The organism is Ruegeria pomeroyi DSS-3 (genome assembly GCF_000011965.2).
Taxonomy (GTDB): Bacteria; Pseudomonadota; Alphaproteobacteria; order Rhodobacterales; family Rhodobacteraceae; genus Ruegeria_B; species Ruegeria_B pomeroyi.
Map to the genome: position 1 here is coordinate 60,748 of NC_003911.12, position 19,652 is coordinate 80,399.

The following is a 19,652-nucleotide window of genomic DNA, read 5'->3' on the forward strand; positions in this document are numbered from 1 at the left end:
AAATGGCGAAGATCACCAAGGTTTCCCCTCTGGCGCCTGCGGCGTTTCCGACGCTGCCGGTCATCGACGGCGTGCGGCTGGCCAGCATCGCGGCGGGTGTGCGCTATCAGGGTCGCACCGATGTGATGCTGGCGGTGCTTGACCCCGGCACTTCGGTCGCGGGTGTGTTCACCCGCTCGGCCACCCGGTCGGCGCCGGTGCTGGACTGTCAGGCCAAGATCGGCGGCGCCAGCGACGGGCCCGCCGCGATCCTGGTCAACTCGGGAAATTCCAACGCCTTTACCGGCCATTACGGCCAGACTTCGGTGGCCGAGGTTACACAGGCGGTGGCGGATGTGACCGGGGTTCCGGTCGGGCGGGTCTTTACCTCGTCCACCGGGGTGATCGGCGAGCCGATGAAACACGAGCGTATCGTTGCCAAGCTGGGCGATCTGAACGCGGCGCTCAGCCCCGACGCGCTGGAAGACGCCGCCCGCGCCATCATGACCACCGATACCTTTGCCAAGGGTGCCAGCCGGACCGTCGGGATCGACGGCAAGATGGTCAAGATCGCGGGCATCGCCAAGGGTTCGGGCATGATCGCGCCCGACATGGCGACGATGCTGGTTTACATCTTTACCGACGCCCGCGTCGAACAGGGCGCGTTGCAGGCGATGCTGTCGGCAATGACCGACAAAACCTTCAACTGCATCACCGTGGACAGCGATACCTCGACCTCGGACACGCTGCTCTTGTGCGCGACCGGTGCCTCGGGCGTGGACGCAGAGGGCAATGCCGAATTTGCCGCCGCGCTTGAGGCGGTGATGCTGGACCTGGCCCAGCAGGTGGTACGTGATGGCGAAGGCGCGACCAAATTCGTCGAGATCCGGGTCACCGGCGCGGCCAACGATGTCGACGCCAAGGTGCACGGGCTGGCGATTGCCAATTCACCGCTGGTCAAGACCGCGATCGCGGGCGAGGACCCGAACTGGGGTCGGGTGGTGATGGCGATCGGCAAATCCGGCGCCGCTGCGGACCGTGATCTGCTGAGCATCTCGTTCGGCGATATCCTGGTGGCGGAAAAGGGTTGGGTCAGCCCCAACTATCGCGAAGAGGACGCCGCTGCCTATATGAAGGGTCAGGATCTTGTGATCGGCGTCGATCTGGGCCTGGGCGCAGGCAAGTCCACCGTCTGGACCTGTGATCTGACCCATGGCTATATCGAGATCAACGCGGATTACCGGTCGTGAAAACCGTCCTTGTTTCCGCCGTCGCGCTGATCGACGTGGATGGCCGGGTGCTGCTGGCGCAGCGCCCGGAAGGCAAGTCGATGGCGGGCCTGTGGGAGTTTCCCGGCGGCAAGGTCGAACCCGGAGAGACACCCGAAGTGGCGCTGATTCGCGAGCTGCACGAGGAGCTGGGGATCAATACCTGGGCCTCGTGCCTGGCGCCACTGACCTTTGCCAGCCATGGCTATGACGATTTCCACCTGCTGATGCCGCTGTTTGCCTGCCGCAAATGGGAAGGTATCCCGCAATCTCGCGAAGGTCAGGCGCTGAAATGGGTGCGTGCCACCGAGTTGCGCAACTATCCGATGCCGCCTGCGGATGTTCCGCTGATCCCGATCCTGCGAGATTGGCTGTAATTCTTAATTAACAAATTTAGTGCAAACTTTATGCATGGTCACGGCCCGTACATCTTGCGGATGGAGTGTAGCTCTGACCGAAATGTTGTGAAGTACACCTTAACCGGCGATGTTTGCTGACTTCTTTTTGCATGATTTCGTGCAACCTGTGGTGTATGCTGACGGTGTCGGTTCATTGGGGAGGATGCGACGTGATGAGAACCATAGCGATCGGTGGCCACTTGCTGATCCAGGGAACGTTTGTACGCAAATTGCCGGACGGACGGATCTCGGTGAAGGTGGACCAGCAGATCTATACCGGATACCCGGTTCAGGCTGCGGCTTGAGTCAAACAGACGTTTAAAGACCACCACTCACATCGGTCTTGAGGGCAAGGAAAGACATGGGGTCTTTCCTTGCCTCTTTTTTTGAAAGCGCAAAGAGAAAGGGCGGCACCTGCGCGCCGCCCCTTGTATCTGTTTCCGCGTCCGGTCCGGTCAGGTCAGCGTCCGCGTCACTTCCTCGCGTTCGAAAATCTCGATCACATCGCCGGGGCGGATATCGTCGTAGTTCTCGAAAGCCATGCCGCATTCCTGGCCAGACTGAACCTCGGCCACTTCGTCCTTGAAGCGTTTGAGGGTCTTGAGCGTGCCTTCGTGGATCACCACGTTGTCGCGCAGCAGGCGCACACCGGCCGAGCGGCGGGCGACGCCTTCGGTGACCAGACAGCCGGCGACCTTGCCGACGTTGGAGACCTTGAAGACTTCCTTGATATTCGCGTAACCGATGAAGTTCTCGCGGATTTCGGCGCTCAGCAGGCCGCTGGCCGCCGCTTTCACATCGTCGACCAGGTCGTAGATCACCGAATAGTACCGGATTTCGACGCCCTTCTGGTTAGCGGTGTTACGGGCAGACGCATTGGCTCGGACGTTGAAGCCCATGATCGGCGCGCCCGAGGCCTCGGCGAGGCCCACATCGGTTTCGGTGATGGCACCGACGCCCGAATGCAGCACGCGTACGCGTACCTCGTCGTTGCCGATCTTTTCCATCGCCTGAACGATCGCCTCGGCAGAGCCCTGCACGTCGGCCTTCACCAGGATCGGCAGCTCGGCGACATTCTCGTCGGCCTTGGCCTTGGCCATCAGCTGTTCCAGCGTGGTGGCTGCACCGGCGGCGGCGCGCTTGTCCTTGGCGACCTGAGCGCGGTATTCCGCGATCTCGCGGGCCTGCGCCTCGGTCGAGGTCACGTTCAGAACGTCACCCGCCTCAGGCGTGCCGTTGAGACCCAGAACCTCGACCGGAACCGAGGGGCCGGCTTCGCTCACGCGCTCGCCCTTGTCGTTGATCAGGGCGCGAACCTTGCCGTATTGCTCGCCCACGACAAAGATGTCGCCCTGGCGCAGCGTGCCCTTCTGGATCAGAACGGTGGCGACCGGGCCACGACCCACATCCAGCTGCGCCTCGATCACCGCGCCCTGTGCCGGACGGTCGGGATTGGCCTTCAGCTCCAGGATTTCGGCCTGCAGTGCGATCGCTTCGAGCAGCTCGTCCAGACCTTCGCCAGTCTTGGCCGAAACTTCGACATCCTGCACTTCGCCCGACATCGCCTCGACCACAACTTCGTGTTGCAGCAGGTCGGTGCGCACCTTGGTCGGGTTCGCCTCGGGTTTGTCGATCTTGTTGATCGCCACGATCATCGGCACACCGGCTGCCTTGGCGTGGTTGATCGCCTCGACGGTCTGCGGCATCACCGCGTCATCGGCAGCGACAACCAGAACCACGATATCGGTCACCTGAGCACCGCGCGAGCGCATCGAGGTAAAGGCCGCGTGGCCCGGCGTATCGAGGAAGCTCAGCGTTGCGCCGCCATCGGTTTTGACCTGATAGGCACCGATATGCTGGGTGATGCCACCGGCCTCGCCCGCAACAACCTTGGCGTCGCGGATGGCATCCAGAAGCGAGGTTTTGCCGTGGTCGACGTGACCCATGATGGTGATGACCGGCGGACGCGGCTTGAGGTCTTCTTCGGCGTCCTCGATATCGGAGATGACATCTTCGACGTCGGAATCCGAGACCCGGACGACCTTGTGGCCGAATTCCTCGATGATCAGTTCGGCGGTGTCGGCGTCGATGGTCTGGTTCTGGGTGACCATCATGCCCATTTTCATCAGTTCCTTGACCACATCGGCCACGCGTTCGGCCATGCGGTTGGCAAGCTCGGAAACCACAATGGCTTCGGGCAGCTGAACTTCGCGGATGACCTTTTCACGCTCGGCGGCGCCACCCATGGCCTTTTGCCGGGCGCGTTCCTGCTTGCGCTTCATCGCGGCGAGCGATTTCTGGCGCCCGCCTTCACCGTCGGTAACCTGGCTGAGCGTCAGCTTGCCCGAGCGGCGGCCGTCCTGACGGCCCTTGCCGCGGGTCTGGCGCTGCTCGCGTTCGCGATCGCGATCCGTGGTGCGGCGGGCATTGTCGCCACCCTCGGGGCGCGCGGCAGCCGGAGCGCGCTCGGCGCTGCGTTCGGCTTTCGGCGCTTCCTGCTCGGCCGCGGCACGCACGGCGGCGCGCTTGGCCTCCTCTTCGGCCTCGCGGCGCTGGCGCTCTTCTTCCTCGGCCTTTTCACGGGCGCGCTGTTCGGCCTCGCGCTGTTCGCGTTCCTTGGCCTCTTGCTCGGCCCGGCGGCGTTCGCGCTCTTCGGCGCGCGCCTTTTCCTCGGCCTCGCGCTGCGCGGCTTCTTCGGACTCGCGGGCCTTGGCGGCCTTGAGCGCGTTCAGCCGGCGCTCCATCTCGGCGTCGGAAATCCCTGCGGGACGGCGCGAAGGGTCTCCGGCCGGCGAGGAGCCGCCGGCGCTGGGCTTTCCGGCACCGGGCTTGGGGACCACCACGCGCTTGCGCTTGGTTTCCACCACGACATTCTTGGTCCGTCCGTGGCTGAAACTCTGTTTCACATTCCCGGGGCGGGAACCACGCAGACCCAATGTCTTTTTGCCGTCAGTATCGCTCATAAAGCTTCTTACCCTTCCGCGCGGCCCTTGCCGCCGTCATCCGTTTTGCGCATTCCACGAAGGCGTTGCGCTTCCTCTACAACACGTTTGGCGAGTCCACCAGAGGCCAGCGCCGCATGTATCACTGTTTGGCGGCCAAAAGCCATGCCCAATTCATCCGCCGTGAGCCAACCAATGTATTTGCCGAAATGCGGCGTGCTCAGTTTGGTCTTGCCCCGGCCTGATCCGTCCGAGGCCTGGATCAGGACCTGCGCCTCTTCCTTGTCGAGCCAGGTCTTGACCTTTTCATATCCCGAGACCGCGTCGCCGGATTTGCGGGCCAGGCTGAGCAGATCGACGACGCGACGGATCAGTTGCCGTTCGACCTCGTCCACCAGCCCGTCGGGCACCTGCACCTGCTGTTTCAGGCCGCGGGCAAAGAGTTTCTTGTCCACCGCCTTTTGCAATGCCTCCCGGTCTGCGGCCACATAGGTGCCGCGCCCGGGAAGTTTGCCCGCGATATCGGGCACCAATTGCCCGTCGGGGCCGGCCACGAATCGGATAAGCCCGAATCTAGGCTGCGATTCGCCCGTGGCAATGCACTTGCGTTCGGGACCTTCGGTCCGGTCTTTATGTGCACCGCCACGTGTCATGTCTTATCTCCGCCGGGCCCGGGATCAGGCTCCGGCCTCCTCGTCGGTTGCGGTTTCGCCTTCTTCGGTCTCTTCCGCCTCTTCGAGCAGTTCGGTCGGATCGACCCAGCCCAGCATAACGCGGGCGGTCATCACCATGTCCTGCGCATCTTCCAGCGAAACGCCGAAGGGCTCCAGAATGCCGTCATCCTTGACCCGCTGACCGTCGACCGTGGTCCAGCCACCGGCCAGTTCCCAGTCGGCGCAGGTTGCGAAATCTTCCAGCGTCTTGACGTCGTCCTTGGCCAGCGCCTCGACCATCTGGGGCGTCAGGCCCTCGAACTGGATCAGGCTGTCCTCGGCGCCCAGCGCGCGGGCATTGTCCAGCGCCGCCTTGGCCTGTGCCTCGAGATAATCGCGGGCACGGGCCTGCAGCTCTTCGGCGGTGCCCTCGTCGACCCCGTCGATCACCAGCAGTTCGTCAAGCTCGACATAGGCGACCTCTTCGAGATTGGTGAACCCTTCGGAGACCAGCAGCTGGGCAAAGAATTCGTCCAGATCCAGGGTCTCCATGAACAGGTTGGTGCGGCTCTCGAATTCCTTCTGACGGCGCGCCGATTCCTCGGCCTCGGTCATGATGTCGATGTCCAGACCGGTCAGCTGGCTGGCCAGGCGCACGTTCTGGCCGCGACGGCCGATGGCCAGGCTCAGCTGTTCCTCGGGCACCACGACCTCGATCTTGCCGGCTTCTTCGTCCAGCACAACCTTGGACACTTCGGCCGGTTGCAGCGCGTTCACCAGGAAGGTCGGCTGATCCTCGTTCCACGGGATGATGTCGATCTTTTCGCCCTGAAGCTCGTTCACCACGGCCTGCACACGGCTGCCGCGCATACCGACGCAGGCGCCGACCGGGTCGATCGAGTTGTCATAGGAGATCACGGCGATCTTGGCGCGGCTGCCCGGGTCGCGGGCCACGGCCTTGATCTCGATGATGCCGTCATAGATTTCCGGCACTTCCATCTTGAACAGCTCGGCCATGAATTCCGGCGCGGTGCGCGACAGGAAGATCTGCGGCCCGCGCGGCTCGCGGCGCACATCCTTGATGTAGCAGCGGATACGGTCGTTGGGGCGATAGCTTTCGCGGCCGATCTTCTCGTTGCGACGCAGGATCGCTTCGCCCGCGCCCACATCGACGATGACGTTACCGTATTCCTCGCGCTTGACGAGGCCGTTGATGATGGTGCCGGCGCGGTCCTTGAACTCTTCGTACTGGCGGTCACGTTCGGCTTCGCGCACCTTTTGCAGGATCACCTGCTTGGCGGATTGCGCGGCGATGCGGCCCATCTCGACCGGGGGCACCTCTTCGACGAAGGTATCGCCGATCTGCGGGTTTTCCATGTACTGCTTGGCCTGGTCGACGGTGAACTCGGCCTGATAATTCTCCAGCTCTTCATCGGCGACGACGGTACGGACGCGGGTAAAGGTCGCCTTGCCGGTCTTGCGGTCGATGCTGACGCGGATATCCATCTCGGCGCCGTAGCGGCTCTTGGCCGCGCGGGCGAGGGATTCCTCCATCGCTTCGATCACCAACCCGGGGTCGATCATCTTCTCACGGGCCACGGCCTCGGCGGTTTGCAGCAGCTCAAGCTGGTTTGCAGAGGTGATTGCCATTACTTCGTCTCCTCTTCGGACCCGTCGCGGGCCATGGTCGTGGCGCCCGTTTCGGGCGCTTCCTCTACGATTTCGTCGAATTGATCTTCGTTCAGGACACCGGCAGCCTTGCGCTGGCGCAGCATTTCCTTGATCAGGTCGTCGGTCAGAACCAGCTTGGCATCGCTCAGCCAGTCGAACTCCAGGCCGATGGTCACCGTCTCGCCATTCTGGTCGAGGTTGATCAGCACCTCGTTGCCCTCGATGCCGGCCAGCTCGCCCCTGAACCGGCGGCGGCCGTCGATCATCTCGGTCGTTTCGATCTTGGCCTCATAGCCTTCGAACATCTCGAAATCCTTGAGCCGGGTCAGCGGCCGGTCGATGCCCGGGCTCGACACTTCGAGCGTATAGGCATCCAGGATCGGATCCTCGACATCCAGCGTGGCGCTGACCGCGTTCGAGATCGCGGCGCAATCGTCCACCTCGATGCCGCCATCGGGCTTGTCGGCCATGATCTGAAGCGTGGTGCTCTTGCCGCTCATCAGGCGAATGCGCACCAGCTCGTATCCCAGATCCGCGATCACGGGGCTGACGATCTCGGCCAGGCGCCGGTCGATGGCGGCCTTTGCTATCAGGTTGTTGGTCATCTCGTGTCTTACCCAAGCTCCGGGCACAAAAAAACGGGCGCGCGGCCCGTGGAACTATTCCGGTGGAACCCCGGGACCAGTGCCCGACGCGCCGCTGTTGTCAAGGCATATACGCGGGATGGATCGAGTCTGCAAGGGGGGGATTCGAAAGGTGGTCTATCCCACCCACCAGCGTTCCGCGAGGCGGCCATCGTCCAATGCGCTGCGGCTGCTGATCTGGCGCGGCAGGCCGACCGAGACGGCGGCGGCAAGCGCCATGTCGTCCTCGGAGGGGTGATAGCGGAACCGGGTGCGATCGCGCAGCCCGTCGGGCAGGGGCAGGGCGGCGACATCGACATAGCCGTCGCGCAGCGCCTCGGCCCGGACCGCGGGGTCGGGGATCACGATCACCTCGACCGTGTCGGCCCAACCGGCCTGACCTTGCTTGTAATGCCCCACCACCTTGCGGCCGAGGAAGTGCCGCCCGTCCTGCGCCCGTTCGACCCGGTAGCAACCGGTGCCGTTGGCCTGCTCCAGCGGCGTGACCGCCCCGCCGGCGCGGGTGATGGCAAAGCGGGTATCGGCCAGCCGGAAGGGCAGGCCCGGATCGGCCTCGGCCAGTTCCAGCCGCAGCCGCGTGGGGCCAAGCGCCTCGGCCAGGCCGATTTCGGCGAGCGACGCAGCGGCATCGCTGGCAGAGAATCGCGTGCCATCGTGAAAGGTGACGTCTTCGCGCAGATCAAAGCTCCAGACCCGGGCGCTGTCATCGGGTTGCCAGCCGGTTGCCAGCTCTCCCCTGAGGGTGCCGTCGGGGGCAATCTCGGTCAAGGTGTCGAACACCGCGCCGCGCGCGATCCGTTCCAGACTGTCATCGCGCGGCACCGCCAGGCGCAGGCTGCCCCCCGCCCGGGGCCGGTCGGCCAGCGACATGCCCGCCGAGGCCAAGAGCGCGGCGGCGGCACCCGAGGCAAACAGCGCGCGGCGGTCGATCCGGGTCATGCGGTGACCTCCTCGGCGATGGCGTCCATGATGCGCACCAGTTCGGCGCTGATTCCCGGTTCGGACAGGGCGTGGCCGGCGTTGCGGATCATCCGCAGGTCGGCATTCGGCCAAAGCTCGCTGAGCTTCCAGGCCGAGTTGGGCGGGCAGATCATGTCATAGCGCCCCTGCACGATATGGCCGGGAATATGCGAGATGCGCCCCATGTTGGCGAGGATCTGGCCGTCGAATTCCAGGAAGCCGTCATTGATGAAATAGTGATTCTCGAGCCGGGCAAAGGCGCGGGCATAATCACCGGGGCTTTCGCCGGTGGTGCCGTTGGACTGGATCGAGGCGAGCGCGTTTTCCCAGGCTGACCAGGCGCGGGCATAGCGGATCTCCTGCGCCATATCGCCCGAGAACAGGCGCTTGTGATAGGCCGCGATCATGTCGCCGCGTTCATTCTCGGGGATCAGCGCGGCAAAGCGCGACCAGGGTTCCGGCCAGAACCGCCCGGCACCGCCGCCATAGAACCAGTCAAGCTCGGCCTGGGTCATCAGAAACACACCGCGCAGCACCAGATGGGTAACGCGGTCGGGATGGGTCTGGGCATAGATCAGCGCCAGCGTTGCGCCCCAGCTGCCGCCAAAGGCGATCCAGCTGTCGATTTCCAGCGTCTTGCGGATACGCTCGATATCGGCGACCAGATGCCAGGTGGTGTTGTCGGTGACCGAGGCATGCGGCCGAGACCGGCCACAGCCGCGCTGATCGAAGAGAATCACCCGGTAGACGGACGGATCGAAATAGCGCCGCATCGCCGGGCTACAGCCGCCACCCGGGCCGCCATGCAGCACCACGACAGGGATGCCGTTTGGATTGCCGCTTTGCTCGACATAGATGCGGTGGCCCTGGCCGACATCCAGCATCCGCTGATCGAACGGCTCGATCGGCGGGTGAAGATATTGCACTGCGCGCTTTTGGTCCGGGTACTTGTCCATTACAGGCCTATATAGTCCGCACTGGGTAAAAGAGCATACGGAGACAGGAATGCAAGCGCATCCGAACACGGTCGACCCATCCGAGATCGCGAAATTCGAGGCGATGGCCGCCGAATGGTGGGATCCGCATGGCAAGTTCAAACCGCTGCATATGCTCAACCCTTGTCGGCTGGATTATATCACCCGGCAGATCGCAGGTGAATTCGACCGCGACCTTGGCACCGAGCGCCCCTTTGCCGGGCTGCGCCTGCTCGATATCGGTTGCGGTGGCGGGTTGCTCAGCGAACCGATGGCGCGGCTGGGGGCCGAGGTGGTCGGGGCCGATGCGGCCGAGGGCAATCTGCCGGTGGCGCGCATCCATGCGGAACAGTCGGGCCTGGAGATCGACTATCGCCACACCACCGCCGAGGCGCTGGCCGAGGCGGGCGAGCAGTTCGACGTCGTGCTGAACATGGAGGTGGTCGAGCATGTGGCCGATCCGCTGTCCTATCTGCGGGCAACTCATGATCTGCTGAAACCGGGCGGGCTACAGATCTGCTCGACCATCAACCGCAATCCCAAATCCTATGCGATGGCGATCCTGGGGGCCGAGGTGGTGATGCGCTGGCTGCCGCGCGGAACGCATGATTGGTCCAAATTCATCACCCCGGACGAGTTGTTCGACCTGCTGCGACAGGCGGGGCTGGAACCGGTGGACCGCAAGGGATTCGTGTTCAATCCGATCTCGTGGCAATGGTCGATCTCGGACCGTGACCTGAGCGTGAACTATGTGACCGCCAGCCTGCGGCCCCGGTAGCGGGCCGTTTTCCGGCACGGAAAACGGGAAGGAAAATTGCAAATTTTCCTGGCCGGAAATCTTCGATTTCCGGTTCGTTGCCGGTGCAGGTCAGTTGATTTCCAGTTTGATCCGCAAATCGCGCAGCACAGGCAGAGCCAGCCTGACCCGTTCGGCCCCCAATTCGCCCACGACCTGATCAATCAGCGGCGAGATCATCGAGATCGCCTGATCGCGCGCCTGGCGACCGGCGGGGCTGATCGCCACCATCTTGCGCCGGGCATCGTCCCAGTCCGGGCGGATATGGATGTATCCGGCCCATTCCAGCTTGGCCAGCGTATTGGTCATCGCGCCGCGGGTCACGTGAAATGTGCTGGCCAGTTGCGCCGGCGTCCGCTCGTCTCCGACAAAGACCAGGTGGTTCAGGACCGAGAAATGCGAGATCTCCATGCCCTTGGGCAGCACCCGGCTGAGCCGGTTGCGCAACAGCTGATCTGCTGTCAGGATTTCGCTGAACAGCGATACCGCCAGGGTGTGGATCTCGTCAGCCATCTCGCCACAGGGTCAGGGTCCATCGAAGGCGCGTTTGTGAGTCAAGCTTGGGACTCTGCGCCGGGCCTCTGTAACAGATGTATCATCCAGATCGAAGATGTGAATCCCCGGTTCGCTGCCTGCGTCGATCCGCACCTCTCCCCAGGGCGCAACGACCAGGCTGTGACCGTGAGTGCGGCGCGGTTTGCCGCGGCTGTTTGGGTGGGTGCCGGTCTGTGCCGGGGCCAATACCCAGCAGCCCGTCTCGATCGCGCGCGCCCTGAGCAGCGATTCCCAATGTGCGGCACCGGTCACCGGCGAAAAGGCTGCCGGAACGGTCAGGACGGTCGCCCCCGCCTGTGCCAGCGCCGCGTGCAGATGCGGAAAGCGCAGATCGTAGCAGATCGTCATGCCCACGGTGCCGAATTCGGTCGGGGCCAGCACGGCCCGGTCACCGGGCCGGTAATTGGCCGATTCGCGAAAGGTTTCGGTCTCGGTTACCTGCACGTCGAACATGTGGATCTTGTCATAGCGGGCCACGATCCCCCCATCCGGTCCGATCATGAACGAGCGGTTGGCAAACCGCCCATCGGCGTCATGCGTCTTGAGCCCGAGCGAGCCGATCAGCAGCCAGATGCCCAGCTCGGTCGCCTGCGCCCTGAGCCCGGCCAGGGTGATGTCGTCCTCTTCGTGCTGCAACACCTCGCGCTGGCGTGTGGTGCTGTTCGAGACACAATTGGTCACCTCGGGTGTCAGCACCCAGCGGGCGCCCTGTGCCGCGGCCTCGGCAACCATGCCCCGAACCATGTCCAGATTGGCCGCCGGGTCGTCCGACGAGGTGAGTTGCAGCAGCGCGGTTTTCATCTCGAGGCCAGCATCGGGTCGAGCTTGCCGTCCTGTTCCAGCGCATAGAGATCGTCGCAGCCGCCCACATGCTGTCCATCGATGAAGATCTGCGGCACCGTGCGGCGCCCGCCCGCGCGCTGGATCATCTCGGGCTTGCGCTTGGGGTTGGTGAGCACGTCGATTTCGGTAAAGGCGATGCCCTTCTGGTCCAGCAGCCGCTTGGCCGCGTGGCAGTAACCGCAGAGCGGTGAGGTATAGATTTCGACGGGTTTCATCCGGGTATCCTTCGTTTCGCGCCAATCTAGATCATTTCCGGCGAAAGTGGAGACCGGATTTGCGGGCCAGCGCGGGTCTGATGCCTGCGCAGCTAAGCCTCGCGGGTGACCCGCGCCAGTACCAGAACGAAAACTTGATCAGCGCCCGCGTTCAGACAGGCCTGCGCCGAGGCCGCCAGGGTCGCGCCCGAGGTCATCACATCGTCGATCAGCAGCAGTTTGCGCGCGGTCAGCCGGTGCCGGCGCTTTGGATGAACCGAAATCGCACCGCTCAGGGTCTTGGCCCGCTCTGTCATGCTCATCCCTTCGAGCATCGGTGTGGCGCGATCGCGAACCAGAAGGTCGGGGCAGACCGGCAGACCGGTCTGGCGCCCGACGCTTTGCGCCAGCAGGGCGGACTGGTTGTAGCGGCGGCGCAACAGGCGGGACCAATGCAACGGCACCGGCGCGATCAGCATGTTGGGCTGCAACAGAGGCGCGGCCGCGCGGGCCATCCACAGCCCGCCGGGCCGGGCCAGTTCGGGTCGGTCGCCATGTTTCAGCGCCAGAACCATGCGCCGGGCCCGCCCGGTATAGAGCAGCGCCGCGCGCCCGTCCGACCAGGGGCGCGGATGGGCCATGCAGTCGTCGCATTCAATCCGGTGCCCGTCACGGGCGCCGGGCAGGGGGGCGCCGCAACTGTCGCAGACGGTGCCGTCGATAAAGGGCGTGTCGCGCCAGCATTTGCCGCACAGGCCGAAATCGGATGTTACCAGATCGCCGCAACCCAGGCAGCGCGGCGGATAGACCGTTTCGATCGCGGTTTGAATCTGTTGCCACATGGGTTAACTGCGCCTCATGACGACACCCGGTTCCTCTCTGCCCCCCGCGCTGGTCGATCGCACCGCATTGGCCGCACGCCGTGCCCGGATGAGGGACGCGGCGCTGTTCCTGCACCACGCCGCGCTGGACGAGGTACAGGATCGCCTGTCTTTGGTTAACAGAACCTTTACGGACATGGCGGTGGTGACCCCGGCACCGGCGCTCTGGGCAGGGTCCTTCCCGATGGCCCGGTTCGTGGCTGAGGATGAGATGCTCGACCTGGCCCCGCAAAGCTGCGATCTGGTCGTGCATGCCATGGCGCTGCACTGGGCCAACGACGCGGTGGGGCAACTGATACAGTGCCGGCGCGCGCTCAGGCCCGACGGGCTGCTGTTGGCGATCTGCTTTGGCGGTCAGACCCTGCATCAACTGCGCGCGGCGCTGGCCGAGGCCGAGGCCCAGGTGTCCGGCGGCATCAGCCCCCGAGTTGCGCCGATGGCCGAGATTCGTGACCTCGGCGCGCTGCTTCAGCGGGCGGGACTGGCGCTGCCGGTGGCCGACAGCCTGACGCTCACCGCCGAATACCGCGATCTGCCGCACCTGATGCGGGACCTGCGCCAGATGGGCGAGGCCAATGCCCTGTCCGCACGGCTGCGCCACCCAACGCAGCGCGCGGTGTTCGAGCGCGCCGAAGAGATCTATGCCGCCCATTTCGCCACGCCCGATAACCGCCTGCCCGCCACGTTCGAGCTGATCTGCCTGACTGGCTGGGCACCGGATGACAGCCAGCCCAAACCGTTGCGCCCGGGATCGGCCAGCGCCCGGCTGGCGGCGGCTCTGGGCACATCGGAAACGCCCTTGCCCGATTGACGGCAGGGGATTTGCCGTTATCTCAGACCGGAACCCGCAGAAATTCAGGAAGCCAGATATGTTCGACGCCACCCGCCCCCCGCATGCGCCCGCCGACCACCCCAAGGTGAAAATGGGCCGCGTCGGCGTGTTGCTGGCCAATCTCGGCACGCCTGACGACTATTCCTATTGGCCGATGCGGCGCTATCTGAACGAGTTCCTGTCGGACAAGCGGGTGATCGACTATCCGGCCTGGAAATGGCAGCCGATCCTGCAGGGCATCATCCTGACCAAGCGGCCGTTCAGCTCGGGTGCGGCCTATGAATCCATCTGGAATCACGACAAGGGCGAAAGCCCGCTGATGACGATCACCAAGGACCAGACCGCCAAGCTGCGCGCGGCGCTGGCCGAGCGCTATGGCGACCGGGTGATGGTGGATTTCTGCATGCGCTACGGCAATCCCTCGACCAAGTCGAAGGTGCGCCAGATGGTGACCGAGGGCTGCGACCGTATCCTGTTCTTTCCGCTCTACCCGCAATATGCCGGGGCGACGACGGCAACGGCCAACGACCAGTTCTTTCGCGCGCTGATGGACGAGACCTGGCAGCCCGCCGCGCGTACCGTGCCGGCCTATTTCGATCAGCCCGCCTATGTCGATGCGCTGGCGCAGTCGATCGAACGGGCCTATGCGGCGATGGACAGCCGCCCCGACGTGCTGGTCTGCTCGTATCACGGCATGCCCGAGCGCTATCTGATGCAAGGCGACCCGTACCATTGCCAGTGCGTGAAAACCACGCGACTGCTGCGCGAGCGGCTGGGCTGGGACGAGAGCGAGGTGGTATCGACCTTTCAGTCGCGATTCGGCCCCGAAGAGTGGCTCAAACCCTATACGGTCGACCACGTGGCCGAACTGGCGCGGCAGGGTAAGCGGAACATCGCGGTGGTGGCGCCGGCCTTTTCAGCCGATTGCATCGAGACGCTGGAAGAGATCAACGAGGAAATCCGCGAGAGCTTTGAACATGCGGGCGGTGAGCGGTTCACCTATATCCCCTGCCTCAATGACGAGGATGCCCATATCGCGGCGCTGGCCGGTGTGGTGGCAAGCAATCTGGGGGGCTGGCTGGACTGACGGCCGCCCCGCTTCTGCGGCTCAACCTGTTGAGCGGGAAATAAAAAAGGCGGTGGAAACCACCGCCTTTTTTACAACTGGCACTAGGCCGGTCTATTAGTTGTTGGCTGCAACAGCGGCGCCGACCAGAACCAGCAGGATCAGGGGCAGCAGGATGCCGCTCGACGAGCTCTGGGTCTCTTCGACGATGACCGGTGCTTCGACAACCGGCTCCGACAGGTTGCCAGCAAATGCGGTCGATGCGGCAGCGGTCAGAGCAGCGGCGAGAACGAGTTTCTTCATGTTAACCTCCAGAATTTGCGCGATTCATCAATTTTTGAACCGCGCACCCAAGACTTACCTCGTGAGCTTTTTCTAATCAGCTATGCGGTTGGAATGCAAACGGTTGTTGCGCGACAAGCCGCTTTGCCCGCCAGAATGTCGTCAAATTAGCAACACCTGCGTGCCAACTTTGGTCAGATCGAACAGCTGCGAGATATGCTCGTTGTAAAGACCGATGCAGCCGTTGGATGATCTGCGGCCGATCTTGCGCGTATCGTGGGTTCCGTGGATGCGGTAGTATTTCCAGCTGAGATACAGCGCATGGGTGCCCAGCGGGTTGTCCGGACCCGGCGGAATGTAGTCGGGCCATTCGGGATTGCGCTTCTTCATCGACGGGGTCGGGGCCCAGCTGGGGCCGACGACCTTGCGAATCACGCTGGTGCGGCCACGGCGGGTCAGCTCGTCGGTCAGTGGCACCGACGAGGGGAACAGCCGATAGACGCTCTGATCCTCGGACCAATAGTGCAGCGCCCGCGAGACGGTATCGACCAGGATGGCGCCATTGCGGGTGTTCGAGAAATAGGGCCGCCAATCCAGCGCGCGGAAGCTGGAGGTGTTGCGACGGACCGGTGCCTCGGGCTCGGGCGCGGGGCGCAGGGGGTCTTCGGGGGTGAATTGGGCCAGCGCAGGGGTGCCGAGCGCTGTGGCGGCACCGACAAGAAAGCTACGCCGGGTCGAAAGGGTGGTGGGTTTCTTGACCATCAAAAGGACCTTTACGCAGAAATTCACAGGATGATGTACATAATATGGCCTAAGGGACGCAGTCGCAAATCAATCTGCGCCGATATCGGGGCCATGATCGAGGCAGGGTTTGCATCGGCCCCTGTCAAAGGTTATCTGAGTGGCCGACAATAGGATGCGGTGTGACCATGACACGACTGATTTCCCTTCTCCTTGCCGGCTTTCTGGCGCTGGCCGCCTGTACCGATACCGGAGGGTCTGGGCAGCTTGGCTCGGACGGCAAACCTTTGCCCAAGGTCTACCGGATTCGGGGTGATGCCTCGAAACTGCAGTTCAGAATGCTTGATTCGGTCAACGCGCTGCGCCAGGCCTCGGGTCTGGGTGTCGTGCAGCTCAGCCCCGAGCTGAACGCCGCCGCAGCCACTCATGCCCGCGACATGTCGGTGCAGAACCGGCCCTGGCATTTCGGTTCGGACGGGTCCTCGCCGATCGATCGTGCCCGCCGTGCCGGATATACCGGCATCTTCCTGGGCGAGGCGATCTCGGAGACTTACGAGACCGAGGTCGAGACCCTGGCCGCCTGGATGGAAGAGCCGGGCTCGCGGTCGGTCATCCTCGACCCCAAGGCGATCATGATGGGCTTTGCCTGGTTCCAGGAGAACAACGGCAAGATCTGGTGGGCGCTGGAAATGGGGTCCTGACCCCGACGCGACGTCACTAACGGAAAAGGGCCCCGTCGGGGCCCTTTGTCGTTTCTGCGCTGGCCTGTCACGCCGCTTGAAGCGGGTGTGATTCGGTCAGGATGGCATAGAGCTTGGTCGGATCCGGGTTGGCGCGCAGCTTGGTGCAGACCGCCTGCTCGCGCAGGGTGCGCGAGACCAGCGCCAGCGCCTTGAGATGTTCGACACCGGCGTCTTCGGGCGCAAACAGCGCAAAGGCCAGGTCGACCGGCTGACGGTCGACAGCGCCGAAATCCAGCGGCTTTTCCAGCAGGACAAACACGCCCGCCACCTGATCCAGGCCCGCGACGCGCGCATGCGGCAGCGCGACGCCATGGCCGACTCCGGTCGGGCCCAGGCTTTCACGCTCGAGCAGGGCCTCGAGGGTTTCCTGAGCGTCCAGCTTCAGGGTGGCCTCGGCCAAGTCCGTGATTTCCTGAAATAATCTTTTCTTGCTCGATGCGGCACCGATGACGCGGACCGCGTTTGGTTTGAGGATGCTCGAAAGCTCCATAAGGTCTTGCTCCTCGCGCGCGCCGCGAGGTGGGCCGGGCGCGCGCAGTTCGTGTCTTGCCTATTACGGATCGATCCAGCCGATATTGCCGTCTTCGCGGCGATACACGACGTTCAATCCGTCCTTGCTTTCATTCCGAAATACCAGCACCGGGGCGCCAGCCAGTTCCATCTGCATCACGGCTTCACCCACTGACAGCGATGGAATCTTGGTCTCCATCTCGGCGACGATCATCGGTTGCAGCGAGTCGGGCTCGCTTTGCGCGTCCGGTTCTTCAGAAGCGAGGATATAAGACGAGGCTCCGAAGAGTTCAACCGGCTCGGCCCGGTCCTTGTGGTGGTCCTTCAGCCGCCGCTTGTAGCGCCGCAACTGCTTGTCCATCTTCTCGCAGCACCCATCGAAGGCGGCATAGATCTCGGTCGCATGCGCCTTGGCCTGGGCGGTCAGACCGGTCGACAGATGCACGGTGGCTTCGCATACATATTCATGCGCCGAACGGGAAAACACGACATGAGCGTCGGTCGGACGCTGCGCATATTTCGACACCACCTCGCCCAGCTCGGTCTGAACATGACTTTGCAGGGCAGCACCGATGTCGATCTGTTTTCCGCTGATTTGATAACGCATGTGATCTCCTTCACAAAATTCACCCTTATTCACGCCGCGAAATACGGCTTGCCTGTTATTTTCGGGTGACGGGAATTGACGAGGCGCCGGGTTGTGGCCGTTTGTTCCCTTCTCCGAAGGGGTGACCAGAAACAGCTTCGATCCAGCGCTTTGCCATACCCCAATTGAGGCAAGAGACGCGCCCGCTGTCAATGGCAACCGCGCGGGCGCGACATGATTTCCATCGGGGTGGCGGGTCTTTGCAGGCGATCAGGAGATGCGGAAGTTCTCGCCCAGATAGACGCGGCGGACATTCTCGTTCTCGACCACTTCCTCGGGGCTGCCCGACATCAGCACCTGCCCGTCATGCAGGATATAGGCGCGGTCGACGATCTCGAGCGTTTCGCGCACGTTGTGATCGGTGATCAGCACGCCGATGCCCCGATTCCTGAGATCCGAGACAAGGTGGCGGATGTCGCCGACGCTGATCGGGTCGACCCCGGCAAAGGGTTCGTCAAGCAGCAGGTATTTCGGATCGGCGGCCAGGCAGCGGGCAATCTCGACCCGGCGGCGCTCGCCACCCGACAGCGCCAGCGCCGGGGCGCGGCGCAGGTGTTCGATCGAGAAATCCGACAGCAGCTCTTCGAGCCGCTCACGCCGCTTGTGGGCGTGTTTCTGGGTGATATCGAGAACCGACAGGATGTTGTCCTCGACGCTGAGACCGCGAAAAATCGACATTTCCTGCGGCAAATAGCCGATCCCCATCCGGGCGCGGCGATACATCGGCAGGGTGGTCACGTTCTGGCCGTCGATGCTGACCTTGCCGGCCTCGGGAAAGACCAGCCCGGCGACCGAATAGAACGTGGTCGTCTTGCCCGACCCGTTCGGCCCCAGCAGCGCCACCACTTCGGATCGGCCAAGCGTCATGGTGACGTCGCGGATCACGGTCTTCTTGCGATAGGATTTGCGCAACTTCTCGATTCGAAGGCCCGAGGATCCCTCGGTCACGGTCAGCTGGGGCTTGCTCATCAGTCGCTGCCCGAGTTGAGGATGGTTTTCACCCGCCCGACCATCTGGGCGGTGCCCGAGGTCAGGTTGACGGTCATCTTGCCCGAGCTCAGCGCATTCTTGCCCTGGGTCAGCAGGACATCGCCGGTCATCACGATGACACCGGTGCCGATGGTGTAATCGGCGCGCTGGGCCTGGGCGGCGTCGGACCCGCTGACCAGCACCACGTCGCCGGTTGCCTCCAGCCGTTCGATCCCCGAGGCCTCCTGATTGTAGATCACCAGCACCCGTTTGGCCGACAGACGCATCTCGCCCTGCGAGACCAGCACATTGCCCTGGAACTCGGCCGAGCCGTCCTCCTGGCTCACATCCAGACTGTCGGCGGTCACCTCGACCGGCAGCGTCGGGTCGGCCTTGACCGCGCCGAATGCAACCTTGGTGCCCTCGGCCTGGGCCGCAACGGCACCAAGGGCAAGGACGAGGCCCAGGATCAATGCACGAATTTCGATCACACGTTATCTTTCCGCAGCTTTGGGGTCATATAGCAGCTTCACGCCATTCTTGAAACGAATATGGATAGGGCCGTCCTCGTTTTCAGCCCCCATTTGCATAGAACCTGCTGTAAACTCTCCGATAGGTCCGGTTCCGCGCACGTTGCCGGGGGTTTCGCCGGATATTCCGCTCAGCCCTGCGTTGAGCTGATCGGTGGTCACCGTCAGCCCGTCCGACGTCGTGATCACCACATTGCCGGTGAAGATCGCCAGATCCTTGTCCAGTTGCACGGTGCCCAGATCCGAGGTCAGCCGGATACGCTTGCCACCGAGCAGAAGCAGTTCGGCGATCAGGTCGGTCGCCTCGGCAGGTGCGTTCTCGCCGCCCGGGCGGGCCAGCGTCGCCTGCACCTGGATCTGCTCGCCCTTGGGGGTGACTGCCGTAAAGAACGGGCCGGTGATCTGCTGGCCGCGGGTGCGGTCGGCGATCTCATCCTCGGCAAAGGGAATCGGGGCCACGGAATCGGTGCCGCGCGACGACAGCAGGAACACGGCCGACAGCAGGCCAAGCGCCGTAAGGGGCAACAGCACCTTGAGGTATTGGACAACCCGAGAGTAGCTGTCGATCGCCATCG

The 19,652-nt window shown here is 63.6% G+C and carries 24 protein-coding genes; 7 read left to right on the forward strand and 17 right to left on the reverse strand.

The features are described from left to right. Positions 1-2: 2 nt before the first annotated feature. From argJ to SPO_RS23400, 3 genes are all read left to right on the forward strand, one after another. The gene (argJ, locus tag SPO_RS00300; RefSeq protein ID WP_011045832.1) at positions 3-1,229 is read left to right on the forward strand and encodes a bifunctional glutamate N-acetyltransferase/amino-acid acetyltransferase ArgJ; all 1,227 of its coding nucleotides are present in this window, start codon (positions 3-5) and stop codon (positions 1,227-1,229) included. Further along, positions 1,226-1,624 carry an 8-oxo-dGTP diphosphatase MutT gene (gene mutT, locus SPO_RS00305; protein WP_011045833.1) on the forward strand — a complete coding sequence of 133 codons (399 nt, stop codon included), beginning with the start codon at positions 1,226-1,228 and terminating at the stop codon, positions 1,622-1,624. Before argJ ends, mutT begins: the two co-directional genes overlap by 4 nt. 194 nt (positions 1,625-1,818) lie before the next feature. Further along, complete coding sequence (locus SPO_RS23400) at positions 1,819-1,950, forward strand: hypothetical protein (RefSeq protein WP_268957420.1); 132 nt, start codon at positions 1,819-1,821, stop codon at positions 1,948-1,950. Between the two features lie 150 nt (positions 1,951-2,100). Here SPO_RS23400 and infB read toward each other — a convergent pair whose 3' ends face one another. From infB to pip, 6 genes are all read right to left on the reverse strand, one after another. Continuing rightward, positions 2,101-4,608: a translation initiation factor IF-2 gene (infB, locus tag SPO_RS00310; RefSeq protein ID WP_011045834.1), complete on the reverse strand. Its 2,508-nt coding sequence runs from the start codon at positions 4,606-4,608 to the stop codon at positions 2,101-2,103. An 8-nt stretch (positions 4,609-4,616) separates the two neighbouring features. Further along, entirely contained in the window at positions 4,617-5,240 is a 624-nt protein-coding gene (locus SPO_RS00315; RefSeq protein ID WP_011045835.1) for an RNA-binding protein, read from the reverse strand. A 24-nt stretch (positions 5,241-5,264) separates the two neighbouring features. Then, the gene (nusA, locus tag SPO_RS00320; protein ID WP_011045836.1) at positions 5,265-6,890 is read right to left on the reverse strand and encodes a transcription termination factor NusA; all 1,626 of its coding nucleotides are present in this window, start codon (positions 6,888-6,890) and stop codon (positions 5,265-5,267) included. Next, positions 6,890-7,516: a ribosome maturation factor RimP gene (gene rimP / locus SPO_RS00325; protein ID WP_011045837.1), complete on the reverse strand. Its 627-nt coding sequence runs from the start codon at positions 7,514-7,516 to the stop codon at positions 6,890-6,892. The genes nusA and rimP overlap by 1 nt, the downstream gene beginning before the upstream one ends. Positions 7,517-7,672: 156 nt before the next feature. Beyond that, complete coding sequence (locus SPO_RS00330) at positions 7,673-8,494, reverse strand: ABC transporter substrate-binding protein (protein WP_011045838.1); 822 nt, start codon at positions 8,492-8,494, stop codon at positions 7,673-7,675. Next, positions 8,491-9,471, reverse strand: coding sequence for a prolyl aminopeptidase (gene pip / locus SPO_RS00335; RefSeq protein WP_044027748.1), 981 nt, complete (start codon positions 9,469-9,471; stop codon positions 8,491-8,493). Before pip ends, SPO_RS00330 begins: the two co-directional genes overlap by 4 nt. A gap of 49 nt (positions 9,472-9,520) precedes the next feature. Between pip and ubiG the strand changes: the two genes are divergently transcribed. Continuing rightward, positions 9,521-10,267 (forward strand): bifunctional 2-polyprenyl-6-hydroxyphenol methylase/3-demethylubiquinol 3-O-methyltransferase UbiG, encoded by a 747-nt coding sequence (gene ubiG / locus SPO_RS00340; protein ID WP_011045840.1) that lies wholly within the window; start codon positions 9,521-9,523, stop codon positions 10,265-10,267. 90 nt (positions 10,268-10,357) lie between these two features. Here ubiG and SPO_RS00345 read toward each other — a convergent pair whose 3' ends face one another. From SPO_RS00345 to SPO_RS00360, 4 genes are all read right to left on the reverse strand, one after another. Continuing rightward, a complete protein-coding gene (locus SPO_RS00345) occupies positions 10,358-10,798 on the reverse strand; it encodes a MarR family winged helix-turn-helix transcriptional regulator (protein ID WP_011045841.1) in 441 nt (146 codons plus the stop codon). Positions 10,799-10,810: 12 nt separating this feature from the next. Next, positions 10,811-11,641, reverse strand: coding sequence for a carbon-nitrogen hydrolase family protein (locus SPO_RS00350; RefSeq protein WP_011045842.1), 831 nt, complete (start codon positions 11,639-11,641; stop codon positions 10,811-10,813). Beyond that, positions 11,638-11,898, reverse strand: coding sequence for a glutaredoxin 3 (grxC, locus tag SPO_RS00355; RefSeq protein WP_011045843.1), 261 nt, complete (start codon positions 11,896-11,898; stop codon positions 11,638-11,640). The genes SPO_RS00350 and grxC overlap by 4 nt, the downstream gene beginning before the upstream one ends. Positions 11,899-11,990: 92 nt before the next feature. Beyond that, complete coding sequence (locus SPO_RS00360) at positions 11,991-12,719, reverse strand: ComF family protein (protein ID WP_011045844.1); 729 nt, start codon at positions 12,717-12,719, stop codon at positions 11,991-11,993. A 16-nt stretch (positions 12,720-12,735) separates the two neighbouring features. On the opposite strand from SPO_RS00360, the gene SPO_RS00365 reads away from it, so the two are divergent. Together SPO_RS00365 and hemH are read left to right on the forward strand one after the other, a co-directional pair. Continuing rightward, entirely contained in the window at positions 12,736-13,569 is an 834-nt protein-coding gene (locus SPO_RS00365) for a methyltransferase domain-containing protein (protein WP_011045845.1), read from the forward strand. Between the two features lie 58 nt (positions 13,570-13,627). Continuing rightward, entirely contained in the window at positions 13,628-14,677 is a 1,050-nt protein-coding gene (hemH, locus tag SPO_RS00370) for a ferrochelatase (protein WP_044027749.1), read from the forward strand. A gap of 96 nt (positions 14,678-14,773) precedes the next feature. On the opposite strand, the gene SPO_RS00375 is transcribed toward hemH, so the two are convergent. Together SPO_RS00375 and SPO_RS00380 are read right to left on the reverse strand one after the other, a co-directional pair. Next, positions 14,774-14,959 carry a hypothetical protein gene (locus SPO_RS00375; protein ID WP_011045847.1) on the reverse strand — a complete coding sequence of 62 codons (186 nt, stop codon included), beginning with the start codon at positions 14,957-14,959 and terminating at the stop codon, positions 14,774-14,776. A gap of 141 nt (positions 14,960-15,100) precedes the next feature. Next, a complete protein-coding gene (locus SPO_RS00380; protein WP_044027751.1) occupies positions 15,101-15,700 on the reverse strand; it encodes a L,D-transpeptidase in 600 nt (199 codons plus the stop codon). A gap of 167 nt (positions 15,701-15,867) precedes the next feature. Between SPO_RS00380 and SPO_RS00385 the strand changes: the two genes are divergently transcribed. Next, positions 15,868-16,380, forward strand: coding sequence for a CAP domain-containing protein (locus SPO_RS00385; protein WP_044027753.1), 513 nt, complete (start codon positions 15,868-15,870; stop codon positions 16,378-16,380). Between the two features lie 67 nt (positions 16,381-16,447). Here SPO_RS00385 and SPO_RS00390 read toward each other — a convergent pair whose 3' ends face one another. The 5 genes from SPO_RS00390 to SPO_RS00410 all read right to left on the reverse strand — a co-directional run bounded on the left by SPO_RS00390 (position 16,448) and on the right by SPO_RS00410 (position 19,650). Then, on the reverse strand, positions 16,448-16,912 hold the full coding sequence (locus SPO_RS00390; RefSeq protein ID WP_011045850.1) for a PTS sugar transporter subunit IIA: 465 nt from the start codon (positions 16,910-16,912) through the stop codon (positions 16,448-16,450). A gap of 63 nt (positions 16,913-16,975) precedes the next feature. Further along, positions 16,976-17,539 (reverse strand): ribosome hibernation-promoting factor, HPF/YfiA family, encoded by a 564-nt coding sequence (gene hpf / locus SPO_RS00395; RefSeq protein WP_011045851.1) that lies wholly within the window; start codon positions 17,537-17,539, stop codon positions 16,976-16,978. 249 nt (positions 17,540-17,788) lie between these two features. Continuing rightward, complete coding sequence (lptB, locus tag SPO_RS00400; protein ID WP_011045852.1) at positions 17,789-18,547, reverse strand: LPS export ABC transporter ATP-binding protein; 759 nt, start codon at positions 18,545-18,547, stop codon at positions 17,789-17,791. After that, positions 18,547-19,038: an LptA/OstA family protein gene (locus SPO_RS00405; RefSeq protein WP_011045853.1), complete on the reverse strand. Its 492-nt coding sequence runs from the start codon at positions 19,036-19,038 to the stop codon at positions 18,547-18,549. The genes lptB and SPO_RS00405 overlap by 1 nt, the downstream gene beginning before the upstream one ends. Before the next feature lie 3 nt (positions 19,039-19,041). After that, positions 19,042-19,650: a hypothetical protein gene (locus SPO_RS00410; protein ID WP_011045854.1), complete on the reverse strand. Its 609-nt coding sequence runs from the start codon at positions 19,648-19,650 to the stop codon at positions 19,042-19,044. Positions 19,651-19,652 lie beyond the last annotated feature (2 nt).

What these genes read in the sequence shown, in the direction of transcription:
- argJ (WP_011045832.1), top strand. Translation starts at nt 3, where the DNA reads ATGGCGAAGATCACCAAGGTTTCCCCTCTGGCGCCTGCGGCGTTTCCG.
- SPO_RS23400 (WP_268957420.1), top strand. Translation starts at nt 1,819, where the DNA reads ATGAGAACCATAGCGATCGGTGGCCACTTGCTGATCCAGGGAACGTTT.
- infB (WP_011045834.1), bottom strand. Translation starts at nt 4,608, where the DNA reads ATGAGCGATACTGACGGCAAAAAGACATTGGGTCTGCGTGGTTCCCGC.
- SPO_RS00315 (WP_011045835.1), bottom strand. Translation starts at nt 5,240, where the DNA reads ATGACACGTGGCGGTGCACATAAAGACCGGACCGAAGGTCCCGAACGC.
- nusA (WP_011045836.1), bottom strand. Translation starts at nt 6,890, where the DNA reads ATGGCAATCACCTCTGCAAACCAGCTTGAGCTGCTGCAAACCGCCGAG.
- rimP (WP_011045837.1), bottom strand. Translation starts at nt 7,516, where the DNA reads ATGACCAACAACCTGATAGCAAAGGCCGCCATCGACCGGCGCCTGGCC.
- SPO_RS00330 (WP_011045838.1), bottom strand. Translation starts at nt 8,494, where the DNA reads ATGACCCGGATCGACCGCCGCGCGCTGTTTGCCTCGGGTGCCGCCGCC.
- pip (WP_044027748.1), bottom strand. Translation starts at nt 9,471, where the DNA reads ATGGACAAGTACCCGGACCAAAAGCGCGCAGTGCAATATCTTCACCCG.
- ubiG (WP_011045840.1), top strand. Translation starts at nt 9,521, where the DNA reads ATGCAAGCGCATCCGAACACGGTCGACCCATCCGAGATCGCGAAATTC.
- SPO_RS00345 (WP_011045841.1), bottom strand. Translation starts at nt 10,798, where the DNA reads ATGGCTGACGAGATCCACACCCTGGCGGTATCGCTGTTCAGCGAAATC.
- SPO_RS00350 (WP_011045842.1), bottom strand. Translation starts at nt 11,641, where the DNA reads ATGAAAACCGCGCTGCTGCAACTCACCTCGTCGGACGACCCGGCGGCC.
- grxC (WP_011045843.1), bottom strand. Translation starts at nt 11,898, where the DNA reads ATGAAACCCGTCGAAATCTATACCTCACCGCTCTGCGGTTACTGCCAC.
- SPO_RS00360 (WP_011045844.1), bottom strand. Translation starts at nt 12,719, where the DNA reads ATGTGGCAACAGATTCAAACCGCGATCGAAACGGTCTATCCGCCGCGC.
- SPO_RS00365 (WP_011045845.1), top strand. Translation starts at nt 12,736, where the DNA reads ATGACGACACCCGGTTCCTCTCTGCCCCCCGCGCTGGTCGATCGCACC.
- hemH (WP_044027749.1), top strand. Translation starts at nt 13,628, where the DNA reads ATGTTCGACGCCACCCGCCCCCCGCATGCGCCCGCCGACCACCCCAAG.
- SPO_RS00375 (WP_011045847.1), bottom strand. Translation starts at nt 14,959, where the DNA reads ATGAAGAAACTCGTTCTCGCCGCTGCTCTGACCGCTGCCGCATCGACC.
- SPO_RS00380 (WP_044027751.1), bottom strand. Translation starts at nt 15,700, where the DNA reads ATGGTCAAGAAACCCACCACCCTTTCGACCCGGCGTAGCTTTCTTGTC.
- SPO_RS00385 (WP_044027753.1), top strand. Translation starts at nt 15,868, where the DNA reads ATGACACGACTGATTTCCCTTCTCCTTGCCGGCTTTCTGGCGCTGGCC.
- SPO_RS00390 (WP_011045850.1), bottom strand. Translation starts at nt 16,912, where the DNA reads ATGGAGCTTTCGAGCATCCTCAAACCAAACGCGGTCCGCGTCATCGGT.
- hpf (WP_011045851.1), bottom strand. Translation starts at nt 17,539, where the DNA reads ATGCGTTATCAAATCAGCGGAAAACAGATCGACATCGGTGCTGCCCTG.
- lptB (WP_011045852.1), bottom strand. Translation starts at nt 18,547, where the DNA reads ATGAGCAAGCCCCAGCTGACCGTGACCGAGGGATCCTCGGGCCTTCGA.
- SPO_RS00410 (WP_011045854.1), bottom strand. Translation starts at nt 19,650, where the DNA reads ATGGCGATCGACAGCTACTCTCGGGTTGTCCAATACCTCAAGGTGCTG.